This is a genomic window from Paenarthrobacter ilicis, from assembly GCF_016907545.1.
Lineage (GTDB): Bacteria > Actinomycetota > Actinomycetes > Actinomycetales > Micrococcaceae > Arthrobacter > Arthrobacter ilicis.
The window spans coordinates 3,009,235-3,033,164 of record NZ_JAFBCD010000001.1 but is presented as its reverse complement, the minus strand read 5'-3'; the positions used below and the strand labels follow the sequence as shown (position 1 = coordinate 3,033,164).

Here is a 23,930-nt window from a genome sequence, read left to right as displayed (position 1 = left end):
GGTTCGCGACTACCTGGGGGTGTCCGAGATGGGGGTTTCACGCGTGTTCCCGCGTGCTGCCGGCATTCTCCGCTCTGTCATGGTCGCGGGTGCTGGAACGGTATTCTGGCTCACCCTCTCGGCTACCGCGGCAAGTGCCGATGACGGGGCAGTGAACACCACCCCAACCACGGTGAATTCCACAGTGAGCCTCTCGGTCCCCGTGCCAAAGACTTCGCTGCCAGCGCCGATTGCAGCGCTGGCACCCACCAGTCCGGTCAAGATCCCGCTGCCAGCCGTCACCCCAGTGGTCCAGGAGGCTGGTCATGCTGTGGATGGCATCATCGGGGGCCTGCCCGTGGTCAACACTGCGCTTCCGGTGGGCACCAAAGGACAGGTTGTTGAGGCCGCAGTGGTGCCTGTCACGGGGAAAGCAGACGAATTAATTGAGGTGGTGGTGCCACCCATTAACCAGGCAACTGCGCCGATTCTTCAGCCAGTTGTGGATGCAGTGGACACTGTAATTCTGCCAGCTGCGCCGGTGGTGCTCCCAGCAGAACCCGCACTTCCTATCGCGCCCCAGCCAACAGTGCCCGGCGAAGGCGGAGTGCAGCTCATGCCCGATATCGCCGTAGTGCCGCCTGGCTTGACAGCCGGCCGGGAAAACCCTGATGGGAACGACGTCGATAGTGGAATCGCTTCCGCCAGCGGGCAATTACTTTTGTCCGCCGGCGCACCGCTGAAAATAGACAATCCGTCCATTTCGAACGCAGTTTCCGCAAACCAAGACACCCCTGTAATTGGCAGGATTCTGGATTTGCGGGAGATCAAAATACCCCCAGCAGAGCACACTGCTTCGAATACAGAGAATCCAATGGAATTTCCTGCGGACCTTGAGGCAGTACCTGCCGCCGCCACCGGTGCAGGATCCGGCAACTCCCATAATGGTCCGCCCAGCTCTGCCGCAGCAATACTGAACGGCGCCCTGGTTTTTCCCAACAATTCACTTTCAGGCTTGGCTGCAGCCGAGAATGAACAACATCCCAAGCCGGTCAGCTTCGACCCCGGTTCCTCTCCTGACTAGTTTCCCCTCCGCGCCGCTGAACCATCGCGGCAGACGGTCCAACGGACCATCCCGCCCCGGGACGTCCCAGGAAACTGAACCTTCAGGAGTAGATCACCATGAACACCACTCTTCGCAAGTGCCTGCTGGGCACATGCTTTGCCGGGGGCATGATTGTCCTCAGCGCGACCGCGGCCAACGCCGCAGACACCACCAGTGGCAAGGACGGGATTCTTTCAGGAACCCAGGTTGTGGCGCCGGTTTCAGCGCCCATCAACCTCAATGCCACGTCTCTGGGAATTCTTGGCAACTCTTCATCCACTGCATCCGGCGGGGCGCACTCCGCAGGTACGGGAAGCAGCCCTACCGTCCCTGCCGCCAGCACCAGTGGATCCAACAGCATCGGCTCGGGAACGCAAATTGTCGCCCCGATCACGGTGCCCATAAACCTGGGCTCGTCGTCAGTGGGTCTGCTGGGGGGTTCCACTGCGAGGAGCTCAGCCCCACCCGCCGCGCCACCGTCACCAAGTTCGACGCCGGCGAGCACCACCAACGGCAACGGTGGCATCGGTTCGGGAACCCAAGTGATTGCACCGGTGACGGTTCCCATCACGCTGGGTGCAACCTCGGTGGGCGTACTGGGGAATTCCTCAGCGTCGTCCGTGTCCGCGCCGTCGACACCAGCAGCTCCTGTCCCAGCACCGTCAGTGCCAGCGGCGGTCCCGGGTCAGGCAACCACGTCGGGGGGAGAGAGTATCGCGTCCGGCGCTCAGGTAGTGGCTCCGATTTCGGTCCCTGTTAACCTCGGAGCCACTGCTGTGGGTGTCTTGGGCGACTCAAGCGCCACGTCCACGTCTGCTCTTCCATCCACCCCGGCCCCGGCGGGGGCAACCAACGGCGCTACAACATCGGGTAATGGCGGAGTCCTCTCCGGTACCCAGGTGGTCCTCCCTATCACGGTCCCCATCTCCACCGGGGCAACGTCGGTAGGCATTGGCGGAGAATCCACCAGCACCGTGCATCCGCCGGTGGTTACGCCTCCTGTGGTTACGCCTCCGGTGGTGAATCCGCCTGTGGTGAACCCGCCGGTGGTTACGCCTCCGGTAGTGAACCCGCCGGTGGTTACGCCTCCTGTGGTGAACCCGCCGGTGGTTACGCCTCCTGTGGTGAACCCGCCGGTAGTCGCTCCGCCCACCACCGTCACTGACACGGCGACGCCGACCACCGGGATCACTACCGCCGCGCTGGTGACCAGGAGTGCTCCCACCGGCACGGCGAGTGGCGCCCAAGGCGCAGCTGCAGCAGCGGCCACAGCCGCCGTCGGAAGTCCCGCAGCATTAGCCAGCACAGGCCTGAACCCGGTGTTCGTCTTCCTTGCCGGGGCCATGATGCTCATGGGATTGCTCTTGACAACCCTTGGACGCCGCAAGGCGGCAACCAGCCGCCGTTAGGCACTTCTGATCACCGGATGTTGCGGCTCCGTCCGGGGCCGCAACATCTGGCAGTCATTGCAAAACGCAATGCGGCAGGTCCCCGGAAAATGTCAGTCATATGATGAACGGGATGACAAACACCAAAGTAGACACCGATTTCAGCCTCCGCAGCATAGCTCTCCCCGCCTTCGGGCCGGCGCTGCTGTTCTGTATCGGTGAAGGTGCTGTCCTTCCGGTGATTGCGCTTTCCGCCCGGGACCTCGGCGCCTCCGTGGCTGTCTCGGCGCTCATCGTTACTCTGATCGGACTTGGTTCCTGGATATTCAACATCCCGGCATCAATCATTACGGAGAAGTTCGGGGAGCGGTGGTCCATTGTGGGGGCCGGAGCCCTGGGGGCGATTGCCTTGGGTGCTGCGACCTTCGCACCGCACATGGAGAACGGGCTGTGGCTGCTGGCTGCGTCCATGACCCTGGTGGGAATGTCCGCCAGCGTCTTCAACCTGGCCCGGCAGAAGTTTCTCACCGAAGCCGTGCCGGTGGTCTTCAGGGCCAGGGCGCTGTCCACCCTGGGCGGCGTGACCCGGATCGGCATTTTCATTGGGCCGTTCGTGGGTGCCGCTGTGATGCAGTTCGCCGGAATCAGTGGAGCGTACTGGGTGGGGTTCGCCGGAATGATGGCGGCCGCCGCCTTGTCCCTCACTATTCCGGACCTCGTGGTGCCGGAGTCGGGCGACAGCGGGCTGCGTCCGCCGGCGTCTACTTTGCGGACCGTGGCGGCTTCGCATGCCGGAATCTTCTTGACGGTGGGGTTCGGCATCCTGCTTTTGAGTGCGCTGCGTGCTTCACGCCAAGTGGTTATCCCACTGTGGGCTGATCAAGTGGGCTTGGATGCCACGCATGCCTCCCTGCTGTTCGGCCTGTCCGGAGCAATAGACATGCTGGTGTTTTACCCTGCCGGTAAGTTGATGGACCGGAAGGGGCGGCAATGGGTGGCGATTCCATCCACTGTGATCATGGGCACGGCTCTGTTGCTTATACCCTTCACCGGTGGATTCACCTCACTGCTGTTGGCGGCTTTGCTGATCGGTTTCGGCAACGGCATCAGCTCCGGGCTCATCATGACGCTGGGGGCGGACTTCTCACCGGACAACGGAAGGAGCCATTTCCTGGGAATCTGGCGGTTTATCGCTGATTCCGGGGCCACGGGCGGGCCGGTGCTTTTGTCAGGATTGACGGCAGCGGTCTCCCTGTCCGCCGGTATCTGGGCCATAGGTGTCCTGGGCTTCGCGGCAGCCGTTGTGTTCGCCGTTTCCATTCCGCGGTTGAAGCACCGGCGGAACTATTAGGTTCCATCTGCTGGGGTAGCATTCCGGGCCGGACTGTTGCCGCGGCTAGACTACCGGGGTGCCAGATAACCCAGCAGCTGAAGCGCCCACGCCCTCAAAGTACCCGGACTTGGGTTCCTTCCTTGGGGCAATGGAGGTACCTGAGGGGCGGATTGATATCCAGCACAACGGTTTGCCGCTGGAGATCCTTAACGTCCCAGCAGGCTCGAACACCACCTTGGTGTGCTTCCACGGTGCGGCAGAAAAGGACGTCCGGCTGCCGTGGTTCCTGGGGCAAGGCGTCACGGCTGGCTTGCCGGTCAACAGGATCTTCATCTCTGACCCGAGCCTCCGGAAGTCGAGGGACTTCAATATCGGTTGGTACGCGGGCTCCCTGGATCAACCGGATTTGCAGGAGATCCTGGCAGATGTGATTCGCAGGATTGTCCGCGAAACCGGGGGTTACAACGTGGTGTTCTTTGGCAGTTCTGCCGGAGGTTACGCAAGCCTGGCCCTCTCGAGGTTCTTCCCGACGTCCTTGGCGTTGGCGGTGAATCCGCAGACATCCATATCCAAGTTCTATCCGGGGGCAGTGGAACGCTACCTCACCCACGCTTGGGACATCGAGGGCAACGACATCTCCCGCTTGCCGTCATCCGTTGCCCACGATCTGATTCCGGCGTATTCGGCGGGTTTTGACCACACTGTTGCGCTTATTCAGAACGCCAAGGACTGGTTCCACATCCAGAACCACCAACTGCCGTTCGTTGACGCAATTGGGGATTCTCCGGACCTGTACATGCTGATGGACCGGTGGGGTCCGGACAGTGGTGATGGGCATATCCCACCTCCCAAGGAGCTTCTCCGGGAGTGTTTTGAAGCCTTGGGGGCATGCAACGGAGACTGGGCCGCCGGACTGGCTGCCGCTGGCTTCCAGACGGCAACCACACGCCAGGACGTCCGGCGTCGAGTCATGGACACCGCGCCCGCCCCGGCGGGCTAAGCCAGCGTCCGCGGCGTCTTCCACGTCCGCCCTGTTACTCTGCCGGTCACCAGTGCCACAGCCGCCACCAAGAGAACCAGGCCCCACGTGGCGTTCGCGGTATCCAGCCCGCTCCGCATCACCACAAATGGGGGAATGACGGCCAGCACGGTACCGGCAGCGATGCGCCACATGGCCGGCCTCGGAGCGCCGGGAGCCAAGGCCGTGGTGGCCAGTTCCAGCCGAACCAGGGGTGTTGATACCAGCAGCACCAAGGCCCAGGCTGCCACGTAGAACAACGGACGGGTCAGCCACCATTCGGCGCTGGCGGGTTCCGGGAACGGCAGCCGGAGTACCAGCGCAATGCCGAACATGGCGATGATCAGGGGCAGGTGCCACAGGTAGATGGTCATGGCCCGGCTGCCCACCACGAACATCACCTTCTGAACCCAGCCGACCTGGACGAATCGCTGCAGGACCGGGTATACAGCCTTGACCAGCAGCACATGGGCCAGGCCCACCAGGATCAGCGGGAACATGGGCGGATTCTGGTTGGTCAGCATGTCCACCGGGTACGGGCCGGCGTGGGTCAGCGGGATCATCGCCACGTAGCAGGCAATGGCGGCAAGGACCAGGTGCCACCGCGCAAAACGGTCAAAGAACCCATCTGCGTACAGGAAACCCAGCTGCTGCAGCATGCCCCACACGAACACCATGTTCAGCAGCCCGATGGGGTTCGAATCGAACCCCCACGGGTTCTGCTCCAGCCCCAAACGCACAACATCCACGACGACGGCGCCCGCGGCCAACGCTGCGAGCGTGCGGTAGGGTGCCTGCTCGTGAAACCTGGCCATGAGCGGAACCATCGCTTGGCAGATCAGGTAGGCAGCCAGGAACCAAAGCTGAACTCCGGCGCCAACAGCGATCACTGACAGCAGATCACCCGGGACGCCGGCCGCCGTCGCAATCCACAACGCTGCAGCAAGGAACGCGTACAAGGCGACTGTGGGCCGGACCAGGCGCAGGACCCGGTTGCGGAGGTAGTCCCCGGCGTCCCCGCCCTTGCGCCGGAGGCTGCGCCAGGACGTGATGGATGCGAAGCCACCCACAACAAAGAACAACGGCATGACTTGGCCAAACCAGGTTCCCTGCGCGAACCAGCTCAGGGAGGTCAGTGGGTTACCCACGCCTATCCCGGCCCGGTCCACGCTGATGCCCATCATGAGCAAGTGGACGGCGACAACGGCAAACATGCAGGCAACACGAATGAAGTCCACCACCAGATCGCGGGTGGCAGGACCGGAGCCGTTGAGCGCCGGGTGGGTGGTGCTGGAGCCAAGGGTGGAAGACATGGGTACTCCTGGGATTGCACTGTTTATCCATCGATTGGACTAACTTTAGCGCAAGGCATGGTGCGGCGTCGACGTCATCCCCGGAAAGGTTTGGGATTCCGGGTGGGAATGGCGGTGGCCGGGCGTAGTCTGAACGAAGAGGACCCCGTACCAAGCCCCGAGAGTTTGTTGCAGCGCATTGTGGGAGTCCTCTAAGCCCTCCAACAAAGAACGGCAGCGCTGATTATCATGCACATCAGGGAATTTTGGACCCAACTTTCACCGGACACGCAGCAGTGGCTCATGGACAACCCGGGAAGCATGATTGTGCCGCGGACCATGACGGCAATAGTCAACGGGGAAACGGGGGAGAACGGGGCTGTGGATATCCATGGCGGCACGGCGCTCACCGCCGATGACCAAGTTTTTATTCAGGGCCAGGCCCGGGGCCGCGGAGGGCGGAGCTAGGCCTTCCGCGCCGCCAACCCGAACAGCCACGTGCCGCCCAGCGCCGAAAGATATCCGGCCATCACAATGAATGCGGTTCCGGCCCAGAAGTAATCCACGGTGCTGTCGGTGCTAAGGCCCGGTACTTGAAGCAATGAGTACGCGGCCACCACGCCGGCCGCAAGCAATGCGGCGATGGTGAGCCATACCCACAGTCTTGATGCTGCCCAGTGCTCGCCGTATCCCTTCCACACATTCCAGCTGCTGCCGGTCCTGAGGATGAGCCATCCCGCGGGAAGCATGAAGGCGCCCACCAAGAGGAAGGCGGCAACGACGTCGGCAGGTCGGTGCCATTGGTTGATCAGGGTGGAGACGCCGGTGGCCACGGCAAAAGTGCTGCCGAGGAAACCGGCCAAGGGGCGCCACCTGGGCGAGACCATGAGGAACACCGCGGCGGCGGCGGATGCGGCCAGGGTGGTGTGTCCCGAGGGGAGGGAGTTGAGTTCCAGTGTCTGCACCCCGCGATCCGGTCGGTCCGGGATGAGGAATTTGAGGATCTGGGTGGCCACGTTGGCGGCAATGCAGGCCGCAACGGCGATTCCGGCGGCTTTCCACCGCCGGCGCGCCACCGTCACAAAGAGAACCACTACTGATGAGATCACCAGGCACAGCATGGGGAGCATATCCAGGAGGCTGGTGGAGGCTCGGCCTGCCGTCCCGCCCAGTTCCGTGGCTTCCACCAGCGCGGACTCGTCAATGAATTGGCCGGCCGTTGTCCGGACGAAGAAGTAGTAGGTGCCGGCAAGCCCCACGGCGCAGGCGATGGTGGTCAGGGCAAACAGGATGCTGGTGCCGACGCTTGGCCCGCGTCCCTGGAGTGGCCGTCTGCTCGACCTTCCGCTGGTGCGGATTTGCTGGGAACTCATTCAGACAAGATTGCCACAATTCGCTGAACAGCTCATGTGAAGTCCGCGCGACGCGGCGGCGATGGTGAGCTCCCCGCAACAATCCTGTGACGCTTGACACGTGTTAGGCGACGAGCGTACGCTTCCTAACACGTGTTAGGGAAGGAAATCTACATGCCGGGAACCAATGGGGCTTTGCGACAATTCACACGCAGAACAGCCCTCACAGCCCTCGGTGCCGGAATCGTTGGAGTAACCGCGGCGTCGTGGCCGCGCTTAACCGGAACAGACATTCCAGGCCGGGGAGACAGCAGCCTCAGCATCGCCATCATGGGCACGGCAACGGACGCCGCGGCCCGTCAAAAGGTCATTGACGCTTTCTCCAAAGTCCACCCGGACATTAAAGTGAAGGTCCAGGCGATCCAAGCCGTCGATTGGAAGGACTTCTTCACCAAGATCCTCACCATGGTGGCCGCCGGAACCCCGCCGGACGTGGTCTACGTGGCAACGGAAGGCGCCCAGCTGTTCGCCGAAAAGCTGGCCCACCCTTTGGATGAGTACCTTCGCCGCGATGCAGCGGATATGAAGGAGTATTTCGAAGACGTCCACCCCAGCCTGGTGGAGGCCTTCATGTACAAGGGAAGCCTGTTTCAGCTGCCCATCGACTGGAACGCGGCCAACATGTATTACAACACCACTGCGCTCAGTAAGGCCGGCCTGGAACGGCCCGCCGACGATTGGACCCACACAGATTTTCGCGCCACCTTGGCGGCCATGAAGAAATCCAACCCCAAGGACTTCACGCCGTACTACTGGACCAACCGACTGTTCGGGGGAGTGGTGCCGTGGCTCTACGCCAACGACACCAGCTTCCTCAAGGAAACAAAGTCGCCCGGTGGCAACTGGCTGTGGGACAACTTCTACGCCAACGATCCCTCCCGCAGCCTCCGCTCCGGCGGCTACCAGTGGCTGGAACCCAACGCTGATGACCCCCGGGTCTTCGAATCCTTCGATTACCTCCGCGGCCTCGTCAAAGATGGCTTGGGAGTCCGGCCCGAGGAAGGCGGCGGAAGCTCACTGATTGGCCTCTTCGCCTCCAACAGGATAGGTACGACGCCGGCCGGCGGCTACTGGGTGCAAGGCCTCCATGAAACCGGGATGACCGAGGATGGGTTCGACGTCCAGTTCTTCCCCAAATGGCGCAGCCAACGCCACCAGTTCGGCACGGCGGGATACGCCATCATGAGGACAGCCAAGGACAAAGACGCCGCCTGGGAATGGGTGAAGTTCAGCTCCAGCCTCGAGGCGATGCAGATTGTGTTCCCCACGCCCAACACAACACCTGCCCGCCGTTCCATGGTGAACGAGCAGCTCTACGCAGGCACCGGCCCGCGTCACTGGAAGGTCTTCTACGACACCCTGGACAGGTTCCCCACCACAGGTCCCATTCCAGCGCCACCCCAGCAGGCCGCCGTCGAGACCGCCCTCATGAAAAACGTATCCCTGGCTGTCAGCGGTGATGAGCGCCAACTCAAAGATGCCCTCAGCTCCATGCAGCGCGACCTCGAACTTGCCCTGAGGAGGCAGCCATGAGCACCGCAACCAGCACGCCCACCGGCGCGGGAGCCAAGCCGTCCCACAAGCGGGAATCCCAGCCCACAAAGCGGGGCCGCGTGCAACAGCGGTGGCTGCCCTGGGCCTTCCTGGCTCCCACCATCGCAGGGATGGGCATCTTCACCCTGCTGCCGATCGTCGCCTCGATTGCGCTGGCGTTCTTCAGGTGGGACATCATCTCCGCGCCCACGTTCGTGGGTTTCGACAACTTCGCAGAAGTGGTGCAGGACCCCACCGTCCGGGTTTCCTTCCTGAACACCATCGTGTTTGTGATCATCGCGGTGGCCTTGCAGTTGGGCCTGGCACTGGGTTTGGCGATCATGGTGCAGGAGAAGCTCCCGGCCTGGCTGCGGGTGTTCTTCCGCTCCGCTTTCTTCTTCCCGCTGATTCTCTCCGCAGCCTCAGTGTCGATTTTCATGCGTTACCTCTTCAACGAACAGTTCGGCGTAGTGAACTGGTTGCTGTCCCTCATTGGCATCCCAGCGGTACCGTGGCTGACCACGCCAACCGGGTCTGCCGCCGTCGTGATTCTTGTGTATGTGTGGCAGAACTTCGGATTCTCGTTCCTGCTGTTCATTGGCGGTTTGGCCTCCATCCCGGTGGAAACGTACGAGGCAGCGTCCATTGATGGCGCCACCGGCTGGCGCAAGCATTGGTTCGTGACGCTGCCCCTGCTCAGCCCCACCACCTTGGTGGCCTCGGTGATGGCCATCATCAACGCGCTCCAAGTGTTCGATCAGCCGTACGTCCTGACCCGTGGCGGGCCAGGTGACTCCACCCGCACAGCAGTGATGGTCATCTTCGAGTCCGCATTCCAACGCCTCGAATTCGGCCAGGCTTCCGCGATCGGCGTGATCCTGACACTGATCATCATGGCCATCACTGCCGCGCAGTTCCGGCTCAGCAAACGATTCGTCTTCTACCAGTGAGGCCCGCCATGACCACCATTTCAGACCGCACTGAGGCTCCAGCTCCTGTCCGCCCACGGAAGAAGCGCGACTGGTCAGTGGCCGTCCGCGTCATCGTCCTGCTGATCGCGTCCGTCTTTGTCCTGGGTCCCGTTCTGTGGACGCTGTCAACATCGCTGCGGCCGCCGTCGGAATCATTTCAACTGCCGCCGGCGTTCCTGCCGCTCAACCCCGATTTCACCTCCTACGCGCAGGTATTCAAGCAGCTCAACATCGTGCTCCTGGTGCTTAACAGCGCCCTGGTCACCGGCCTGATCGCCGTAGGGCAGATGGTCACGGCAGCACTGGCGGGTTACGCCTTCGCCCACCTGCGTTTCCGGGGGCGCGGTGCGCTGTTCTCGATCGTGCTGGCCACCATGATGGTGCCTGCCCAGGTGACGATCGTGCCCGTGTTCATGCTCATCCGCGGCGTGGGGCTTTCTGACACGCTGCTCGCGTTGATCATTCCGGCCATCCCGACGGCGTTCGGCACCTTCCTGATGCGGCAGTACTTCCTGGGGTTGCCCGGTGAGCTCGCTGAAGCGGCAGCCATCGATGGCGCCTCACCGTGGCGGACGTTCCGGTCCGTGTATGCGCCGCTGGCCGTACCGGGGTTGGCGATTGTTGGGATTCTGGCGTTCAACTTCCACTGGAACGAATTCTTCAGGCCGCTCATCATGACCATCTCCGAGCAGAACTTCACCCTCCCGCTGGGGCTGGTGTCCCTCCAAGGCAACTTGGGCACAGGAAGCATCTCCGTGGTGCTTGCCGGTGTTGTCCTCTCCATGATTCCCGCGCTGGTGGTGTTCATGTTCGGCCAGCGCGCGCTGCAGGACGGGCTCACCGCCGGCACGGGCAAGTAGTTCCCTTCTCCTCTTTGAAAGGCATTTCTCTTGACGGACCTTGCAGTATCTTCCGCCCTGGCCGCCGCTGCCACGCACCCTGACCCGGCATTCCCGCGGTTCCACCCCAGGCCCGCGCAAGGCTGGATCAACGATCCCAACGGGGTCAGCTACATCAACGGGCAGTACCACGTGTTCTTCCAATACAACCCACTGTCCGCGCGGCACCACCAGATCCAGTGGGGCCATGTGAGCTCGCCGGACCTGGTCCGGTGGGAAGAACATCCGGTGGCACTGGTCCCACAGCAGGGCGGGCCCGACTCCGCCGGATGCTGGACGGGCGTGGTCACGCTGGACGGTGGCGTACCCACCGCTGCCTACTCCGGCATCAAGGATCACGGAGGCCACTCGCAGGTAGTGATCGCCCGCGGGTCCGCCGACTTGGTGTCCTGGGAGCAGGACGGGCACGTTGCCGCCTCCATGCCGGCAGATCCCTTGGTCACCGCAGTACGGGATCCCTTCATCTTCATGTTTGAGGGTGTGCGCTATGCCATGCAGGGCGCCGGGCTCTCCGATGGCCGGGCTGCACTGCTGCTGTACACGGTGTCTGACATGGACGCGTGGGAGTACCACGGTATTTGGCTGACCAGCGCCGACCCCGTAGCCGCTGTCCACACACCCGCCGAGATTTGGGAATGCCCGCAGCTGGTGCAGGTCCCAAACACCTCCGGTGAGTCAACGTGGGTCATGATGTTCTCCCTGTGGCTCTCCGGAGACGACCACGAGCACGCCAATGGGGTGGGGCACCTGATCGGTTCCCTGACGGCCGACCCTACCTCCGGGCTCCCCGTGTTCACCCCGTCCGCTGGCGGCAGGTCAGACCTGGGCCGCGACTTCTACGCACCCCAGATTGTCCAGATCGCCCACGGTTCTGCGCCTTCTTCTGGGCCTGCTTCTTCGCCTGCGGCGCTGCTGTGGGGTTGGGCCAACGAAGGCCCCGGACGGGACGGCCGGCGGGGCCGGTCCCAGCAGGAAATCGACGACGCCGGGTGGTCGGGTGTGCTGACGCATCCTCGCGTTTTGTCTGTGGCCTCCGGGGAATTGGTGGTTGCTCCCGCTCCCGAAGTGTCCGCATACAGGGGCCCTCTCGTCGCTTCCGCGGCCGGGGGAGCCGTGGCCGTACCGGCTTTTGCAGAGGTGCTGGTATCCGGTTCCGGTCCTGTGGAACTCACCCTGGGGTCCGGCGGGCAGGTGGTCTACGCCGGGTCAATCGTTGACGGGGAAGAACTCCGCATCTTCATCGATACCTCACTGGTGGAGGTCTACCGGACGGGCTCTGTTGCCACCACTGTGCGTGCCTACCCGGCTCCGGGGGAGGAATGGCAGCTCACCCTGCCCGCTACCGCGACTGCCGACGTCTGGGAGTTGACGCTGCCCGAGTAGGCGGCAGGCCGGCGTCGTACGTCTGTTGGGCCGCCGTACCGTTGCTGGCCCGCTATACCGTTGCTGGCCAGCTATGCCGTTGCTGGCCCGCAACGTGTGAGCGGGTTGACGACGCATTCGCGGGCTATCTGGGTACGGGGCCGGTGGAGTCCCGGGTGACAAGGCGGCAGGGGACCATCGTTTCCATGGTGGTTCCCTCCGCTCCCGTCCCGTTCTCGATCGCGTCAAGGAGCGTGGTCATTGCGGCCCGGCCAATCTCGCGCAAAGGCAAGGCCATGGTGGTGAGGGCGGGGACCATGGTGTCCGCAATCCTGGCCTCATTGTCATAACCCATCACGGACAGATCTTGCGGGATGCTGAGTCCCAGGCGGGCGGCTGCCAGGGTCACGCCGATGGCCAAGCGATCGTTGGCGCACATGATGGCGGTGGGCCGGTCAGCCGGGGAAACGCCGTCGAGCAGTTTCATGGCACCGTGGAAGCCGGCGTCGATGTCCCACCCGGCCATGAAAATGCGGCCCTCATTGACGGTAAGTCCGGCTCCGAGGTACGCCTCCCGGTAGCCCTGGACGCGCAGGGGAGCGGCAGGCGACTCCACGGAACCTGCCAGCAGCGCGATGTCCGTGTGGCCCAACTGCAACAAATGTTCGGTGGCTTCCCGGCCTCCGGCCACCTCATCCGGAATGACATGGTGCAGCTGGGGCTGAGGGTGTTCGTCATAGCAATTGGCCAGGACGGACGGAACCCGAAACATCCCCGGCGGCACGGCAAGCGGCTTCAGGCCCACGGTCACATACATGAGGCCATCAACCTGCCGGTCCAGCAGGGTCTCAATGGCGCTCGCATCCCTGGACGTATCGCGCTCAGTGTCCATGACAACGGTGACGAATCCGCGGCTCCGGGCAACGTCGTCAGCGCCGCCGATGATGTTGCCGTCGAACGGGCTCACCACAACTTCGTCCGAGAGAATGCCGATCACGCGGGATCGCTGGTTCCGGAGGCTCAGGGCGATCGCGTTCGGCGTGTACTTCAGTTCCTCGGCAGCCTGGCGGATCCGGTCCTGGCTTTCCTTGGCCACGTTCCCATCGCCCCGGCCGTTCAGAACCAGGGAGACCGCGCTCCTTGAGACGCCTGCCCTCTTGGCGACGTCCAGTGCGGTGGCCTTGCGGTTCATGGGAACGCCCTTCCGTGCGTGGTTCCCTGCAGTCTACCTAACGCGTGTGAGGGCGTGGGGTTCAGTATCCCAGTTCGTAGAACACCGATTGCATGAAGGGCAGCATTTTGGCGAACCCGGCCACAAAGTAAAGGCCCCAGCCGGAAACGATGACCGCGATGGGCCACAGCCCTCTCCGTGGGGCAACCTTGTGAATTATCACTGCTCGACCAATGACATAAGGCACTCCGCCGGCGAACGACCAAGCCCAGCTGAAGGGACGCACGACGCCTTTGCGGGAGAGCCACCTGTAATCGAACACAGCGAGGACCACAGTTGCGCCGTACGTGAGGAGCAAGCCGATCACGGTCGCGAAATAGCTTGCAGTGAAGATGTAGGTGCGATCGATGGACAGGTAGCCGGTGCTGGCAATATATGTGTGAACTTCCGGGTTCCACGTCAGCATCAGGATGCCCACACCAAACGGGAGGCAAGAGAGCAGCCAGATGAACGCGTTGCCAACTGCCTGTTCTTCGGCCAACATGGGCCGTGGCGTTACCTACGGCGGATACCAGCCAGGTGCTGCTGTCACGCGTTGACCGAGTAACCCAGCTGGTTGTACATGGATTGCATCATGTTGGTGCTCCAGATTCCCGCCACCACAATGCTGAGGATCACCAGCGCGATAGTCACCCAGATGGGCCACAGCCCACGCTTTGGGGCCACCTTATTGACAACCACGGAACGGCCAATGATGTAGACCGCTGAGTTGAGGAACGTCCAGGCCCAGTGGAAAGGACGTTCGACGCCGGCCTTCAGCAGGCGCTGACGGTCCAGGAAAGCGAAGAACACCGACAATCCATAAGCCACAAAGCTGGACCCGATCAGCAGGAAGTATGCGGGGGTGTAGATGGAGAACGGATCAATTGTCCGGACACCCTGCCGGGTGGTCATCATGCGGAATTCAGGCTGCCAGCTCAGCATGAAAATTACCGATACCAAGGGCAGCAACGTGATGGCCCAGATGAACGCGTTGTACACCGGCGTCTGCTCACTGATCTCGCGGCGCCGCGGAAGGACGGGCGCCTGGTACTGCATGGCGCGCGGAGATTGATGGGCAGTCCAGGAGGTACCATCCCACCAGCGGACAAACCGTGCGTCTGAAGGGTCCGGGTACCAGCCGGGAGGTGTTGCAGAACCGGGCGTTGATTGAGTCATGATGTCCCCACATTGAGTCGTGACTTCGAGAATATCGCGGTTGCTGGCTCTCTCTTGTCAGGCGGGACTCCCATGACGCGGCGGGGCGGTGTATGGATTGACTATGAGCTTCTTCGAACACCTCCCGGAGCCCCCAGCCCGGACCACCCCGCCGCAACCGATTCGTCCGGCATGGTCCGGTCCGCCCACGGACGAACTGCCGGGAACAGTGGACATCGGCGAATTTCTTCACCGCGGTGAACACACTGTCCTGGCGGTGAAGACGCTGGAGGTTTACAGCACGGGGTGTTTGCTGACTCTGGTGTGGTCCGTTCGCCGGGGCAATGAATCGGACGGGCAATGGCGGGAACTCGCGGAAGAAAGTTTCAATCGCCCTCTCTCAGGAGTTGGATCGGGACTGGAACTGGGGGTGAAGCTGGCCGATGACCGCAGAGTTGCAGCAACCTTCCATGACGCCTCCGCACGCGAAGATCCCGCAGGGCCGGTGCTGACCGTTTTGGGTGGCGGGGGAAGCGGCAGCAATGACTTCCACGTTCAAGGTTCAGGCCGATACTGGCTTTGGCCGCTCGCGGCAGGAGGCGACATCCTACTGGTGGCCCGTTGGGCCGGGCTTGGGATCGACGAGTCCACTGTGGTCCTCCCCTGGGAGCCCATTGATCAAGCTTTAGGCAGGGTGCGCAACTACTTTTCCACATAGCTTCACTGGTGGGCATTGCGGGTGAAGAGCCGCCGGTACAGTGACAATATGCCTGCTCACCTGCCTGCTCTCGAAGAACTTCTCGACTCCGCCCACGTCGTTTCGCTGCCCATGAGGGTGAAATTCCGCGGCATCATGGAGCGCGAAACACTGCTGCTGCGGGGTCCGCTCGGCTGGGGCGAGTTCTGCCCTTTCCCGGAATACGGCGACCATGAGGCGTCCCGGTGGCTGGCGGCAGCGATAGAGGCCGGGTGGAAGGGATTTCCAGCTCCGCTGAGGCAGAGCATCCCTGTTAATGCGACTGTTCCGGCTGTAGGGGCCGAGCGCGTTCCGGAGGTGCTGGGAAGGTTTGGGCGGGTGGATGCCGTCAAGATCAAAGTGGCCGAACGCGGTCAGGAGTTGGCGGAAGACGTTGCCCGCGTCAACGCGGTCCGTGAAGCGTTGCCGGACGCCGCCATCCGCGTTGACGCCAACGGTGGGTGGGACATCGACACCGCAGTCACGGCACTTGGTGCGCTGTCCGGCGTCGGCCTGGAATACGCCGAACAACCCGTACCAACCATCGACGGTCTTGCCGAGGTCCGCCGCCGCCTCGCAGCAGCCGGCACACCCGTCCTCATCGCCGCGGATGAGAGCGTACGGAAAGAATCAGATCCCCTCCGCGTCGCCAGGGCCGGCGCGGCGGACCTCATCGTCGTCAAGGTGGCACCACTCGGGGGAGTGCAGCGCGCACTGGAGATTGTCCAGCAGGCCGGGCTGCCCGCCGTCGTAAGTTCCGCATTGGACACCTCCGTGGGTATCCGTGCCGGGCTGGCGCTTGCCGCCGCGCTCCCTTCACTTCCCTACGCGTGCGGCTTGGGCACCGTTTCGCTCTTCACCTCGGACATCACCCTGGACCCTCTAGTGGCCGACGACGGCACCATCCGGCTGCGGGACGTCGCAGCGGACGCTGGGCTGCTGGAACGGTACGCAGCGTCCGGCGATCGGCGGGACTGGTGGCTTGAGCGCCTCCGCAGGGTGCACGCCGTGTTGGACGGAGAGCCCGACGGTTTGTTCACCCGCGATTAACCCGGGCGTCCTCTCAGATTCGGTTTGCGCTGACAAGCTCACCGGGAACCTCGTATCCCCTCTGGAAGGTCCCCCCATGTCTGAAACCACCGGACGCTCATTCCCATTGCTGCCCATGCTTGGGCACACCAAGGGCAAGCGCAGCGCCGTGACCTGTGCGCTTAAGTGTGACAACGCCTGCTCCGGCGATGTCTGCAACACCAGCGCCAACGGCTACTTCCGCGACATCGCCTCAACAGCCATGTCCCGCCGCGCAGCACTGGGACTTGGCGCTGCAGGCGCGCTCGCCGTCGTTTTCAGTGGCGCCCTTTCCGGCGGCGACGCAGCAGTGGCGGACCCGGGCAATGGTTTGTCGGACGCGGCGAAGAAGGGCTTCGACAAAGCCAAACTGAAATTCACGCCCATCAAGCCCGTGGATGCAGCCGTGGATGCTTTCACAGTTCCGGAGGGATTCGGCTGGAACCCCATCATTCGTTGGGGCGACCCCCTGTTTGCCGATTCACCGGCCTTCGACCTCAATAAGCAGACGGCTGCTGCCCAAGCCCGCCAGTTTGGCTACAACAACGACTACACGGACATACTCCCCATCCCTGATTCCAAGGACCGGCGGGCCGTGCTCTTCACCAACCACGAGTACACCAATGAGAACATCATGCTGCCCGTGGGATTCGACCCCGCCGAGGCCCGGGCAATCGGCCGTGCTGCCCATGGCTTGGCCGTGGTGGAGCTGGAGCGCAAGAACAAGAACAAGCCGTGGAGCTACGTCCAGGGTGCTGCCCTCAACCGCCGTTTCCTCACGGACACCGTGTATGAGCTGACCGGTCCCGCCGCCGGCACCAATTTGGTCAAGACCATTGACGACCCCGCCGGCCGTTGGATCAAGGGCACCTTGGGTAACTGCTCCGGCGGCACTACACCGTGGGGCACCATCCTGTCCGGCGAAGAAAACTTCAACGGCTACTTTGCCTCCCCGGGAACCAGCGACGGCGACAAGCGCTACGGTCTCTCCGCCAAGCCCACCACCCGTCAGTGGGAGCTGGACGAGCCGCGCTTTGATACCCGTAACTCCGGGTACGCCAACGAGAGCAACCGCTTTGGCTGGATCGTGGAAGTCGACCCCTTCGACCCCACCTCGACGCCCAGGAAGCACTCCGCCATGGGTCGTTTCAAGCACGAGGGCGCCAACGTCATTGTTGCTCCCAACGGCAAGGTAGTGGCCTACATGGGAGATGACGAGCGTTTCGATTACCTCTACAAGTTTGTCTCGAAGGGGAAGTACCAGGCCGGGGATTCCAAGGCGGCCCGCAAGAACAACATGAACCTGCTCTCCGAAGGTGACCTTTACGTGGCCCGGTTCACGGGGGACTCACCGGCAGCCGAGATCGACGGCACCGGCAAGCTTCCCAGTGACGGAGCTTTCGATGGCTCCGGCGAATGGTTGCCTCTGGTGGTTGGTGGCGCCTCGGCAGTTCCTGGAATGTCCGTTGCCGAGGTCCTGGTTTACACGCGCCTGGCCGCAGACAAGGTTGGCCCCACCAAGATGGACCGCTGCGAGGACGTCCAGCCCAACCTCCGCACGGGCAAGGTCTACGTCGCCTGCACCAACAACTCGGATCGCGGAAAGGCCGGCAAGGAAGGCGCCACGGAGGTCAACCCCCGCGCCCTCAACCGTGACGGCCACATTGTGGAAATCACCGAAGGCAAGGACCAGGTTGGCACCAAGTTCAACTGGACCCTGCTGCTGGTTGCTGGCGATTCGTCCAAGAACGCCTCCACGTACTTCTCAGGATTCCCGGCTGACAAGGTCTCGCCGATCTCGTGCCCTGACAACGTGGCCTTCGACTCCGTAGGAAACCTGTGGATCTCCACCGACGGCGCTCCGTCCACCATCGGCTACAATGACGGCCTGTTCAAAGTCACCCTGGAAGGTCCGGAGCGCGGCAAGGTGGAACAGTTCCTGGCCGTCCCGCGTGACGCCGAAACCTGTGGCCCGATTGTGCACGACGACGAGCGCACAGTGTTCGTAGCCGTCCAGCACCCGGGCGAGGAAGGCACGTTCGAAGCTCCGCACTCCTTCTTCCCGGATTATGTACCGGCTGGCTCAGCACCCGCAGCAGGAGCTGTCCGCGCACCGCGTCCCGCCGTGGTGCAGGTGTTCCGCAAGTAGCACCGGAATCTCCGGCCAGATCAGTGTTCTCCCGCCCAGCCGTCCTGGGCGGGAGAACACCCACCACTGTCCCTCTCTCACATCCCACCCTTTTTCCCGGGTCCTTCTCTCACATCCCGCCCTTTTTCCCGGGTCCTTCTCTCACATCCCGCCCTCTTTCCCGGGTCCTTCTCTCACATCCCGCCCTCTTTCCCGGGTCCTTCTCTCACATCCCGCCCTCAACGACTCTGGTAGGCCGACCGGCTCAGGCGTAGGGTCAGTCCCACCATGACTGAACAACAGCCCTATGACCGGGTCCAGCAGTATGCCCACTTTGAACTGCGCCGATATCCCAAGCACGTTCTTGCCGAAGTGCACGTGAACGCCAGCTTCGATCGCGCAGGCAATGAGGCTTTCCGATACCTCTTCAACTACATCAGTGGCAGCAACAGGGCTCAACGTAAGCTGTCCATGACTGCCCCGGTGGTACAGGAATCAGGGTCCTCAGAAAAATTGTCAATGACGGCGCCGGTCCTCCAGAGCGGTCCATCCGGCGGAGGTGCAGACAACGACTACACGGTGGCATTCGTCCTGCCAGCCGGACTGACAGCAGAAACGGCACCCATTCCAGACGAGCCCAGGGTGAAAATCCGTGAGGTGCCAGCGGCGTTGGTGGCTGTAGCACGCTTCACCGGAAACGGTTCGGCCGAGGCCTTCCAGCGCCACACCGTCGCGTTGAATGAGGCGCTGAAGGTGGCAGGCCTGATTCCCCACGGATCACACAGATTTGCACGCTTCGATCCGCCCTTCAAGCCGTGGTTCTTGCGCCACAACGAAGTCATGATCGACGTCGAGGAACAGTAACCGCAGGGACGTGAGAGAGGGACGGTGGTTTGGGGTGGGGATGTGAGAGAGCGATGGGGGAAGGGCGTCGGGATGTGAGAGAGCGATGGGGGAAGGGCGTCGGGATGTGAGAGAGGGACCGTGGGGCGCCAATAGACTGGAACGGTGACTTCCCAGGACTCTCTGACATCCCTCGGCGCTGCGAGGATCGCAGTAACAGCTCTGCTGGACGGCGGTGTGCGGCACGTGGTGGTATCGCCCGGTTCACGGTCTGCGCCCATGGCCTATGCCCTGGCCGAAGCAGAAACCTCGGGCCGCGTCCGGCTCCATGTCCGGATCGATGAGCGCGACGCCGGCTTCACCGCACTGGGCTTGGCCCTGTCCACCCAGGCGCCCGTGGCGGTGGTGACCACCTCCGGCACAGCAGTGGGAAACCTGCTGCCCGCCGTGATGGAAGCCAACCATTCAGCTGTCCCTGTGGTGGTGGTTTCCGCTGACCGGCCCCAGGAACTTCACGGAACCGGGGCCAACCAAACCACCATCCAACTGGACCTTTTTGGCGATCACGTGAGGTTCGCCGTCGACATCCAGGCAGGGGACCACCCCCAAAAGGCTGTTGCCACCGCCCTTTACGCTGCCACCGGAGCACTTGCGGACACACCTCCCGGGCCAGTCCAAATAAACCTTGCCTTCCGTGATCCACTGGTACCGGAGGTGGGGGATGCCCTCCCCGCAATGGAGGGCAGGGGCGTGTTCCATTACGACGCCGGTCCCCGGACTCTCGATCTCCCGCCGGCTTCCAGCGAACTCGCTGAGCGTCGGACGGTGGTGGTGGCCGGTCATGACGCCGGTCCCGTGGCCGAAGCATTTGCCAGAGCCCATGGGTTGCCGTTGCTGGCCGAACCGTCATCCAACGCGCGCTTCGGCCCCAACGCCATTGGCCCCTACCGGCTGCTGCTGGAACACTTCGGACGGACATCGCACGCCCCGATCGAACGCGTCGTCCTGTTCGGCCGTGCCACGTTGTCCCGGCCGGTCTCGGCATTGCTGGCCGATGAAACCGTGGAATCCGCCATTTATCAACCGGTGCCCGTGGCGTGGTACGAGGCTGGCCGACGCAGGGAAACTCCCCTGGAGACACTCCCGGAACTGGCGGAATTTGCCGGGCGTGGTTCTGCCGAATGGTTGGATTCCTGGCTCCTTGCGGGCGCGGCGGCCCAGCATGCCCTTGATTCAACCCTGATGGCCGGGAGCACAGCAACCGGCCCCTCAGTGGGCGCTGCGGTGTGGAAGCATGCGCGCGGCCAGTTGGTGCTGGGCTCCTCCAACGGCATCCGGGATGTGGACCTGGCCGGTCAACCGTCCGCCGAACCCCTGGCCACGGTGCACGCGAACCGCGGGCTGGCCGGCATTGACGGGACCATTGCCACAGCTACCGGAGTTGCACTGGGCAGCGGCCGCGAAACCACCGTGTTCCTGGGCGATGTGACCTTCCTGCACGACGCCGGCGGCCTGCTCCTGGGCCACGGTGAACCTGTGCCGGATCTGCGGATAGTGGTGCTCAACGACTCCGGCGGGGCCATCTTCGGCCTGCTCGAGCACGGTGCGGTGGACAGCTCAGGCGCCTACGGCACCGCCGTCGAGCGCCTCTTTGGCACCCCGCACTCAGTGGACATCTCCGCACTCGCCACCGCGTACGGCGTCGGACACAGCGCGGTCAGCACGACGGCGGAACTCGCCGACGCGCTGAAGGCACCCCTGAAGGGACGCAGCATTGTGGAGGTGCGCGTGGACCGGGCAGGCCTCAGGACGCTGCACGCGCGCATCAAGGAAGCCGTGGGCTCAGCTGTGAGGCAGGTCCTGAACGCCGGCTGACACGCTGGGCGGCGTCGCTACCCTTGGCGCCGTTCGCACCGAGTACCGCGGGTGCGAACGGCGCGAAAGGGTGCGCCATAAGTGAAACTACGCTTCTTCCACACCAATGTGCGTGGGATCCAGGACGCGTCGCAGGAATTCCTTGGTACGCGGCTGGGTAGGGGCGCTGATGACGTGCTCGGCAGGACCTTCCTCCACCACAACGCCGGCATCCATGAAGACCACCCGGTCCGCCACTTCTCGGGCAAAGCCCATCTCGTGGGTAACCACCAGCATGGTCATGCCTTCCTGGGCCAGCTTGCGCATGACGGCCAGGACATCGCCCACGGTTTCCGGGTCCAATGCTGACGTGGGCTCGTCAAAGAGCATCAGCTGCGGGTCCATGGACAGGGCGCGCGCAATGGCAACACGCTGCTGCTGGCCACCGGAGAGCTGATCCGGGAAGCGGTCGGCCAAGTGTCCCAGGCCAACGCGCTCGAGGTTGTGGCGCGCTACGTCGCCGGCCTCGGACTTGGAACGCTTGAGGACCTTCATCTGCGAGATGGTGCAGTTGTCCAGCACGCTCAAGTGCGGGAAGAGGTTGAAGTGCTGGAACACCATGCCAACGCTTTGGCGCATTTTGTTGAGGTCAACATCTGGGTCCGTGGCCTCGAACTTGCCCACGTTGATGGTGCCCGCATTGGGGTGTTCCAGCAGGTTGACGCAGCGCAGGAGTGTTGACTTTCCAGAACCCGACGGGCCGATCAGGCAGACAACCTGTCCGGGTTCGACAGTGAGCGAGATGCCCTTGAGGACCTCGTTGCTGCCGTAAGACTTGCGCAGGTCCTTGATCTCGACGCCCGCGGCACGGACGCCTGCAGTGCTCCCAGTGGAGTTATTCATGACTGTCCTGCCTATCGCTTTGTCCGCGCGGAGCGGCTTTCGAACTTCCGTGCCAGGAGGCTCAACGGGATGGTGATGACCAGGTAAAAGGCACCGGCCACCAGGAGCGGAGTGAGTCCCGCGCCAAGGCTGGAGATGCCGTCGCGGCCGAACTTGGTGAGTTCGTACTGGGAAGCAGTGAGGCCCAGGACGTAGATCAGCGAGGAGTCCTTGGTGAGCAGGATGATCTCGTTGGTCAGCGGGGGCAGGACAATTTTGAATGCCTGGGGGATGACGATTGAAACCATGGCACGCCACTGCGGCATGCCCAGTGAGCGGGCAGCTTCCATCTGGCCCTTGGGCACGGCCTGGAGGCCTGCGCGGAGGGTTTCAGCGATGTAGGCCGAGGCCACCATGCCCAGCGAAACCATGACCACGATGTTGACGTCCCACTGGACACCGAAGGCCAACGGAACACCGTAGCCAAAGGCGATGAAGACCAGCAGGGCGGGAACGCCGCGGAAGAACTCGATGTAGCCGGTGGCCAGCCAACGGTACAGGGGGAAGGAGGAGAGCTTCATCAGGGCCAGCAGCAGACCGCCGGACAGGCCCACAACAAACGCAAGCGCAGTGTAGATGAGGGTGTTCTTGAGGCCCACCAGGAAGATGTCCGGGAACATCGGCCCGATCTTGCCGAAGTTGAAGACGCTGGTACCGATGGTCTTCCAGTCCACGGCAAGGATTACCGCCACCAGGACTACAACGAAGATCCCGGCTTGGACATACAGACTGACTTTGGCGCGTTGACGTGCAGTCATTGCCATGGTGTTCTCACATTCGTGTTGCGCAGGTGGGCCCCGAAACAACATGTGGTTTCGGGGCCCACCTGCGTGGATCTCGGGAGCCGGGGCTCGGACTACTTGGTGGCTTCGCCGAACCAGGTGGTCTCGAACTACTTGGTGGCTTCGCCGAACCAGGTGGTCTCGAACTTCTTCAGGGAACCGTCATCGGTGATGCGCTTCAGGGTGGAGTTCACGGCGTCGGCCATGGCGGTGTTGCCCTTCTTGATGGCAATGCCAAGCTTCTCGCCCGTGGCGTAGTCTTCAACGCGCTTGAGGTTGGAGTCATCCTTGATGGCGTAGCCCAGGACGGACTGGTTGCCGATTGCGGCGTCAATGGTTCCGGCCTTGAGGGCCTGGACCAGGAGGCCGGAATCCTCGAACTGCTGTGCGTCGATGCCCTTGTCCTTGGCGTACTGGGCGCCGGTGGTTGCCTGCTGGACGCCCACCTTCTTGCCCTTGGCGCCGTCAATGTTGTTGATGCCGGAGGAGGACGTGGCCACGAGGGTCAGGTCGTCGTCCAGGTAAGGGGTGGAGAAGTCCATGACGCTCTTGCGGACGTCCGTGATGGAGATCGAGGAAATGGAGACGTCGCAACCGGTCAGGGCGGTGCCGGTCTCGATTGCTTCGAAGGAGCTGTCCACCACATTGAGTTCGGTCTTGGTGTCCTTGGCAATTTCGGCCGCGATGTCCATATCGAAGCCAACGATCTTGCCGTCCTTCTGGAATTCGAAGGGCTCGTAGGGAACATCCGAGCAAACGGTCAGCTTGCCGGCGTTGATGAGCTTGAGGCCGGTGTCGGAGGAGGCGGCCGGGCTGGAGGAACCACCGCAGGCGGTCAGTGCCAGGGCGCCGGCTGCGAGCACGGCGGCAATCTTGGTGCCGGACAGAACCGAACGGGAGATCTGCATGTTGTTTAC

The 23,930-nt window shown here is 63.0% G+C and carries 22 protein-coding genes; 14 read left to right on the top strand and 8 right to left on the bottom strand.

Features of this window, described 5'->3' with window-relative positions:
- The first annotated feature begins 28 nt into the window (after positions 1-28).
- The 4 genes from JOE60_RS13860 to JOE60_RS13845 all read left to right on the top strand — a co-directional run bounded on the left by JOE60_RS13860 (position 29) and on the right by JOE60_RS13845 (position 4,805).
- Entirely contained in the window at positions 29-1,063 is a 1,035-nt protein-coding gene (locus tag JOE60_RS13860; protein WP_167263811.1) for a hypothetical protein, read from the top strand.
- A gap of 98 nt (positions 1,064-1,161) precedes the next feature.
- Positions 1,162-2,493: a RodZ family helix-turn-helix domain-containing protein gene (locus tag JOE60_RS13855; protein WP_167262714.1), complete on the top strand. Its 1,332-nt coding sequence runs from the start codon at positions 1,162-1,164 to the stop codon at positions 2,491-2,493.
- Between the two features lie 112 nt (positions 2,494-2,605).
- Positions 2,606-3,823 (top strand): MFS transporter, encoded by a 1,218-nt coding sequence (locus JOE60_RS13850; protein WP_167263809.1) that lies wholly within the window; start codon positions 2,606-2,608, stop codon positions 3,821-3,823.
- A gap of 58 nt (positions 3,824-3,881) precedes the next feature.
- A complete protein-coding gene (locus JOE60_RS13845) occupies positions 3,882-4,805 on the top strand; it encodes a hypothetical protein (RefSeq protein WP_167263807.1) in 924 nt (307 codons plus the stop codon).
- Here JOE60_RS13845 and JOE60_RS13840 read toward each other — a convergent pair.
- Complete coding sequence (locus tag JOE60_RS13840; RefSeq protein WP_167263805.1) at positions 4,802-6,136, bottom strand: acyltransferase family protein; 1,335 nt, start codon at positions 6,134-6,136, stop codon at positions 4,802-4,804. The genes JOE60_RS13845 and JOE60_RS13840 overlap by 4 nt on opposite strands.
- A gap of 282 nt (positions 6,137-6,418) precedes the next feature.
- On the opposite strand from JOE60_RS13840, the gene JOE60_RS13835 reads away from it, so the two are divergent.
- Positions 6,419-6,583 (top strand): hypothetical protein, encoded by a 165-nt coding sequence (locus JOE60_RS13835; RefSeq protein WP_239528862.1) that lies wholly within the window; start codon positions 6,419-6,421, stop codon positions 6,581-6,583.
- On the opposite strand, the gene JOE60_RS13830 is transcribed toward JOE60_RS13835, so the two are convergent.
- Positions 6,580-7,488: a phosphatase PAP2 family protein gene (locus JOE60_RS13830; RefSeq protein WP_167263802.1), complete on the bottom strand. Its 909-nt coding sequence runs from the start codon at positions 7,486-7,488 to the stop codon at positions 6,580-6,582. The two genes, JOE60_RS13835 and JOE60_RS13830, sit on opposite strands and share 4 nt — an antisense overlap.
- 153 nt (positions 7,489-7,641) lie before the next feature.
- Here JOE60_RS13830 and JOE60_RS13825 point away from each other — a divergent pair, with 153 nt between their 5' ends.
- The 4 genes from JOE60_RS13825 to JOE60_RS13810 are packed head-to-tail and all read left to right on the top strand — an operon-like array spanning position 7,642 to position 12,313.
- Positions 7,642-9,060, top strand: coding sequence for an ABC transporter substrate-binding protein (locus JOE60_RS13825; RefSeq protein WP_167263800.1), 1,419 nt, complete (start codon positions 7,642-7,644; stop codon positions 9,058-9,060).
- Entirely contained in the window at positions 9,057-10,010 is a 954-nt protein-coding gene (locus JOE60_RS13820; RefSeq protein WP_167263798.1) for a carbohydrate ABC transporter permease, read from the top strand. The genes JOE60_RS13825 and JOE60_RS13820 overlap by 4 nt, the downstream gene beginning before the upstream one ends.
- Before the next feature lie 8 nt (positions 10,011-10,018).
- Positions 10,019-10,891: a carbohydrate ABC transporter permease gene (locus JOE60_RS13815; protein ID WP_167263796.1), complete on the top strand. Its 873-nt coding sequence runs from the start codon at positions 10,019-10,021 to the stop codon at positions 10,889-10,891.
- 30 nt (positions 10,892-10,921) lie between these two features.
- A complete protein-coding gene (locus JOE60_RS13810) occupies positions 10,922-12,313 on the top strand; it encodes a glycoside hydrolase family 32 protein (RefSeq protein ID WP_167263794.1) in 1,392 nt (463 codons plus the stop codon).
- Between the two features lie 124 nt (positions 12,314-12,437).
- On the opposite strand, the gene JOE60_RS13805 is transcribed toward JOE60_RS13810, so the two are convergent.
- From JOE60_RS13805 to JOE60_RS13795, 3 genes are all read right to left on the bottom strand, one after another.
- Positions 12,438-13,484, bottom strand: coding sequence for a LacI family DNA-binding transcriptional regulator (locus tag JOE60_RS13805; RefSeq protein ID WP_167263792.1), 1,047 nt, complete (start codon positions 13,482-13,484; stop codon positions 12,438-12,440).
- Positions 13,485-13,545: 61 nt separating this feature from the next.
- Entirely contained in the window at positions 13,546-14,007 is a 462-nt protein-coding gene (locus JOE60_RS13800) for a DUF2510 domain-containing protein (RefSeq protein WP_167263791.1), read from the bottom strand.
- A gap of 44 nt (positions 14,008-14,051) precedes the next feature.
- Positions 14,052-14,681 carry a DUF2510 domain-containing protein gene (locus tag JOE60_RS13795; RefSeq protein WP_167263789.1) on the bottom strand — a complete coding sequence of 210 codons (630 nt, stop codon included), beginning with the start codon at positions 14,679-14,681 and terminating at the stop codon, positions 14,052-14,054.
- A gap of 103 nt (positions 14,682-14,784) precedes the next feature.
- Between JOE60_RS13795 and JOE60_RS13790 the strand changes: the two genes are divergently transcribed.
- The 5 genes from JOE60_RS13790 (at position 14,785) to menD (ending at position 21,310) form a co-directional block, all read left to right on the top strand.
- Positions 14,785-15,378 (top strand): hypothetical protein, encoded by a 594-nt coding sequence (locus JOE60_RS13790; RefSeq protein WP_239528861.1) that lies wholly within the window; start codon positions 14,785-14,787, stop codon positions 15,376-15,378.
- 48 nt (positions 15,379-15,426) lie between these two features.
- On the top strand, positions 15,427-16,446 hold the full coding sequence (locus JOE60_RS13785) for an o-succinylbenzoate synthase (RefSeq protein ID WP_167263787.1): 1,020 nt from the start codon (positions 15,427-15,429) through the stop codon (positions 16,444-16,446).
- 76 nt (positions 16,447-16,522) lie between these two features.
- Positions 16,523-18,613: a PhoX family protein gene (locus tag JOE60_RS13780; protein WP_167263785.1), complete on the top strand. Its 2,091-nt coding sequence runs from the start codon at positions 16,523-16,525 to the stop codon at positions 18,611-18,613.
- 267 nt (positions 18,614-18,880) lie between these two features.
- On the top strand, positions 18,881-19,456 hold the full coding sequence (locus JOE60_RS13775) for an SOUL family heme-binding protein (RefSeq protein WP_167263783.1): 576 nt from the start codon (positions 18,881-18,883) through the stop codon (positions 19,454-19,456).
- 144 nt (positions 19,457-19,600) lie between these two features.
- Positions 19,601-21,310: a 2-succinyl-5-enolpyruvyl-6-hydroxy-3-cyclohexene-1-carboxylic-acid synthase gene (menD, locus tag JOE60_RS13770; RefSeq protein ID WP_167263781.1), complete on the top strand. Its 1,710-nt coding sequence runs from the start codon at positions 19,601-19,603 to the stop codon at positions 21,308-21,310.
- Positions 21,311-21,397: 87 nt separating this feature from the next.
- On the opposite strand, the gene JOE60_RS13765 is transcribed toward menD, so the two are convergent.
- The 3 genes from JOE60_RS13765 to JOE60_RS13755 form a co-directional block, all read right to left on the bottom strand.
- Entirely contained in the window at positions 21,398-22,192 is a 795-nt protein-coding gene (locus JOE60_RS13765; RefSeq protein ID WP_167263779.1) for an amino acid ABC transporter ATP-binding protein, read from the bottom strand.
- An 11-nt stretch (positions 22,193-22,203) separates the two neighbouring features.
- Positions 22,204-22,995 (bottom strand): amino acid ABC transporter permease, encoded by a 792-nt coding sequence (locus JOE60_RS13760; protein WP_167263777.1) that lies wholly within the window; start codon positions 22,993-22,995, stop codon positions 22,204-22,206.
- Between the two features lie 128 nt (positions 22,996-23,123).
- Positions 23,124-23,921, bottom strand: a complete 798-nt coding sequence (locus JOE60_RS13755) for an ABC transporter substrate-binding protein (protein WP_167263775.1) — start codon at positions 23,919-23,921, stop codon at positions 23,124-23,126.
- Between the last annotated feature and the right edge of the window lie 9 nt (positions 23,922-23,930).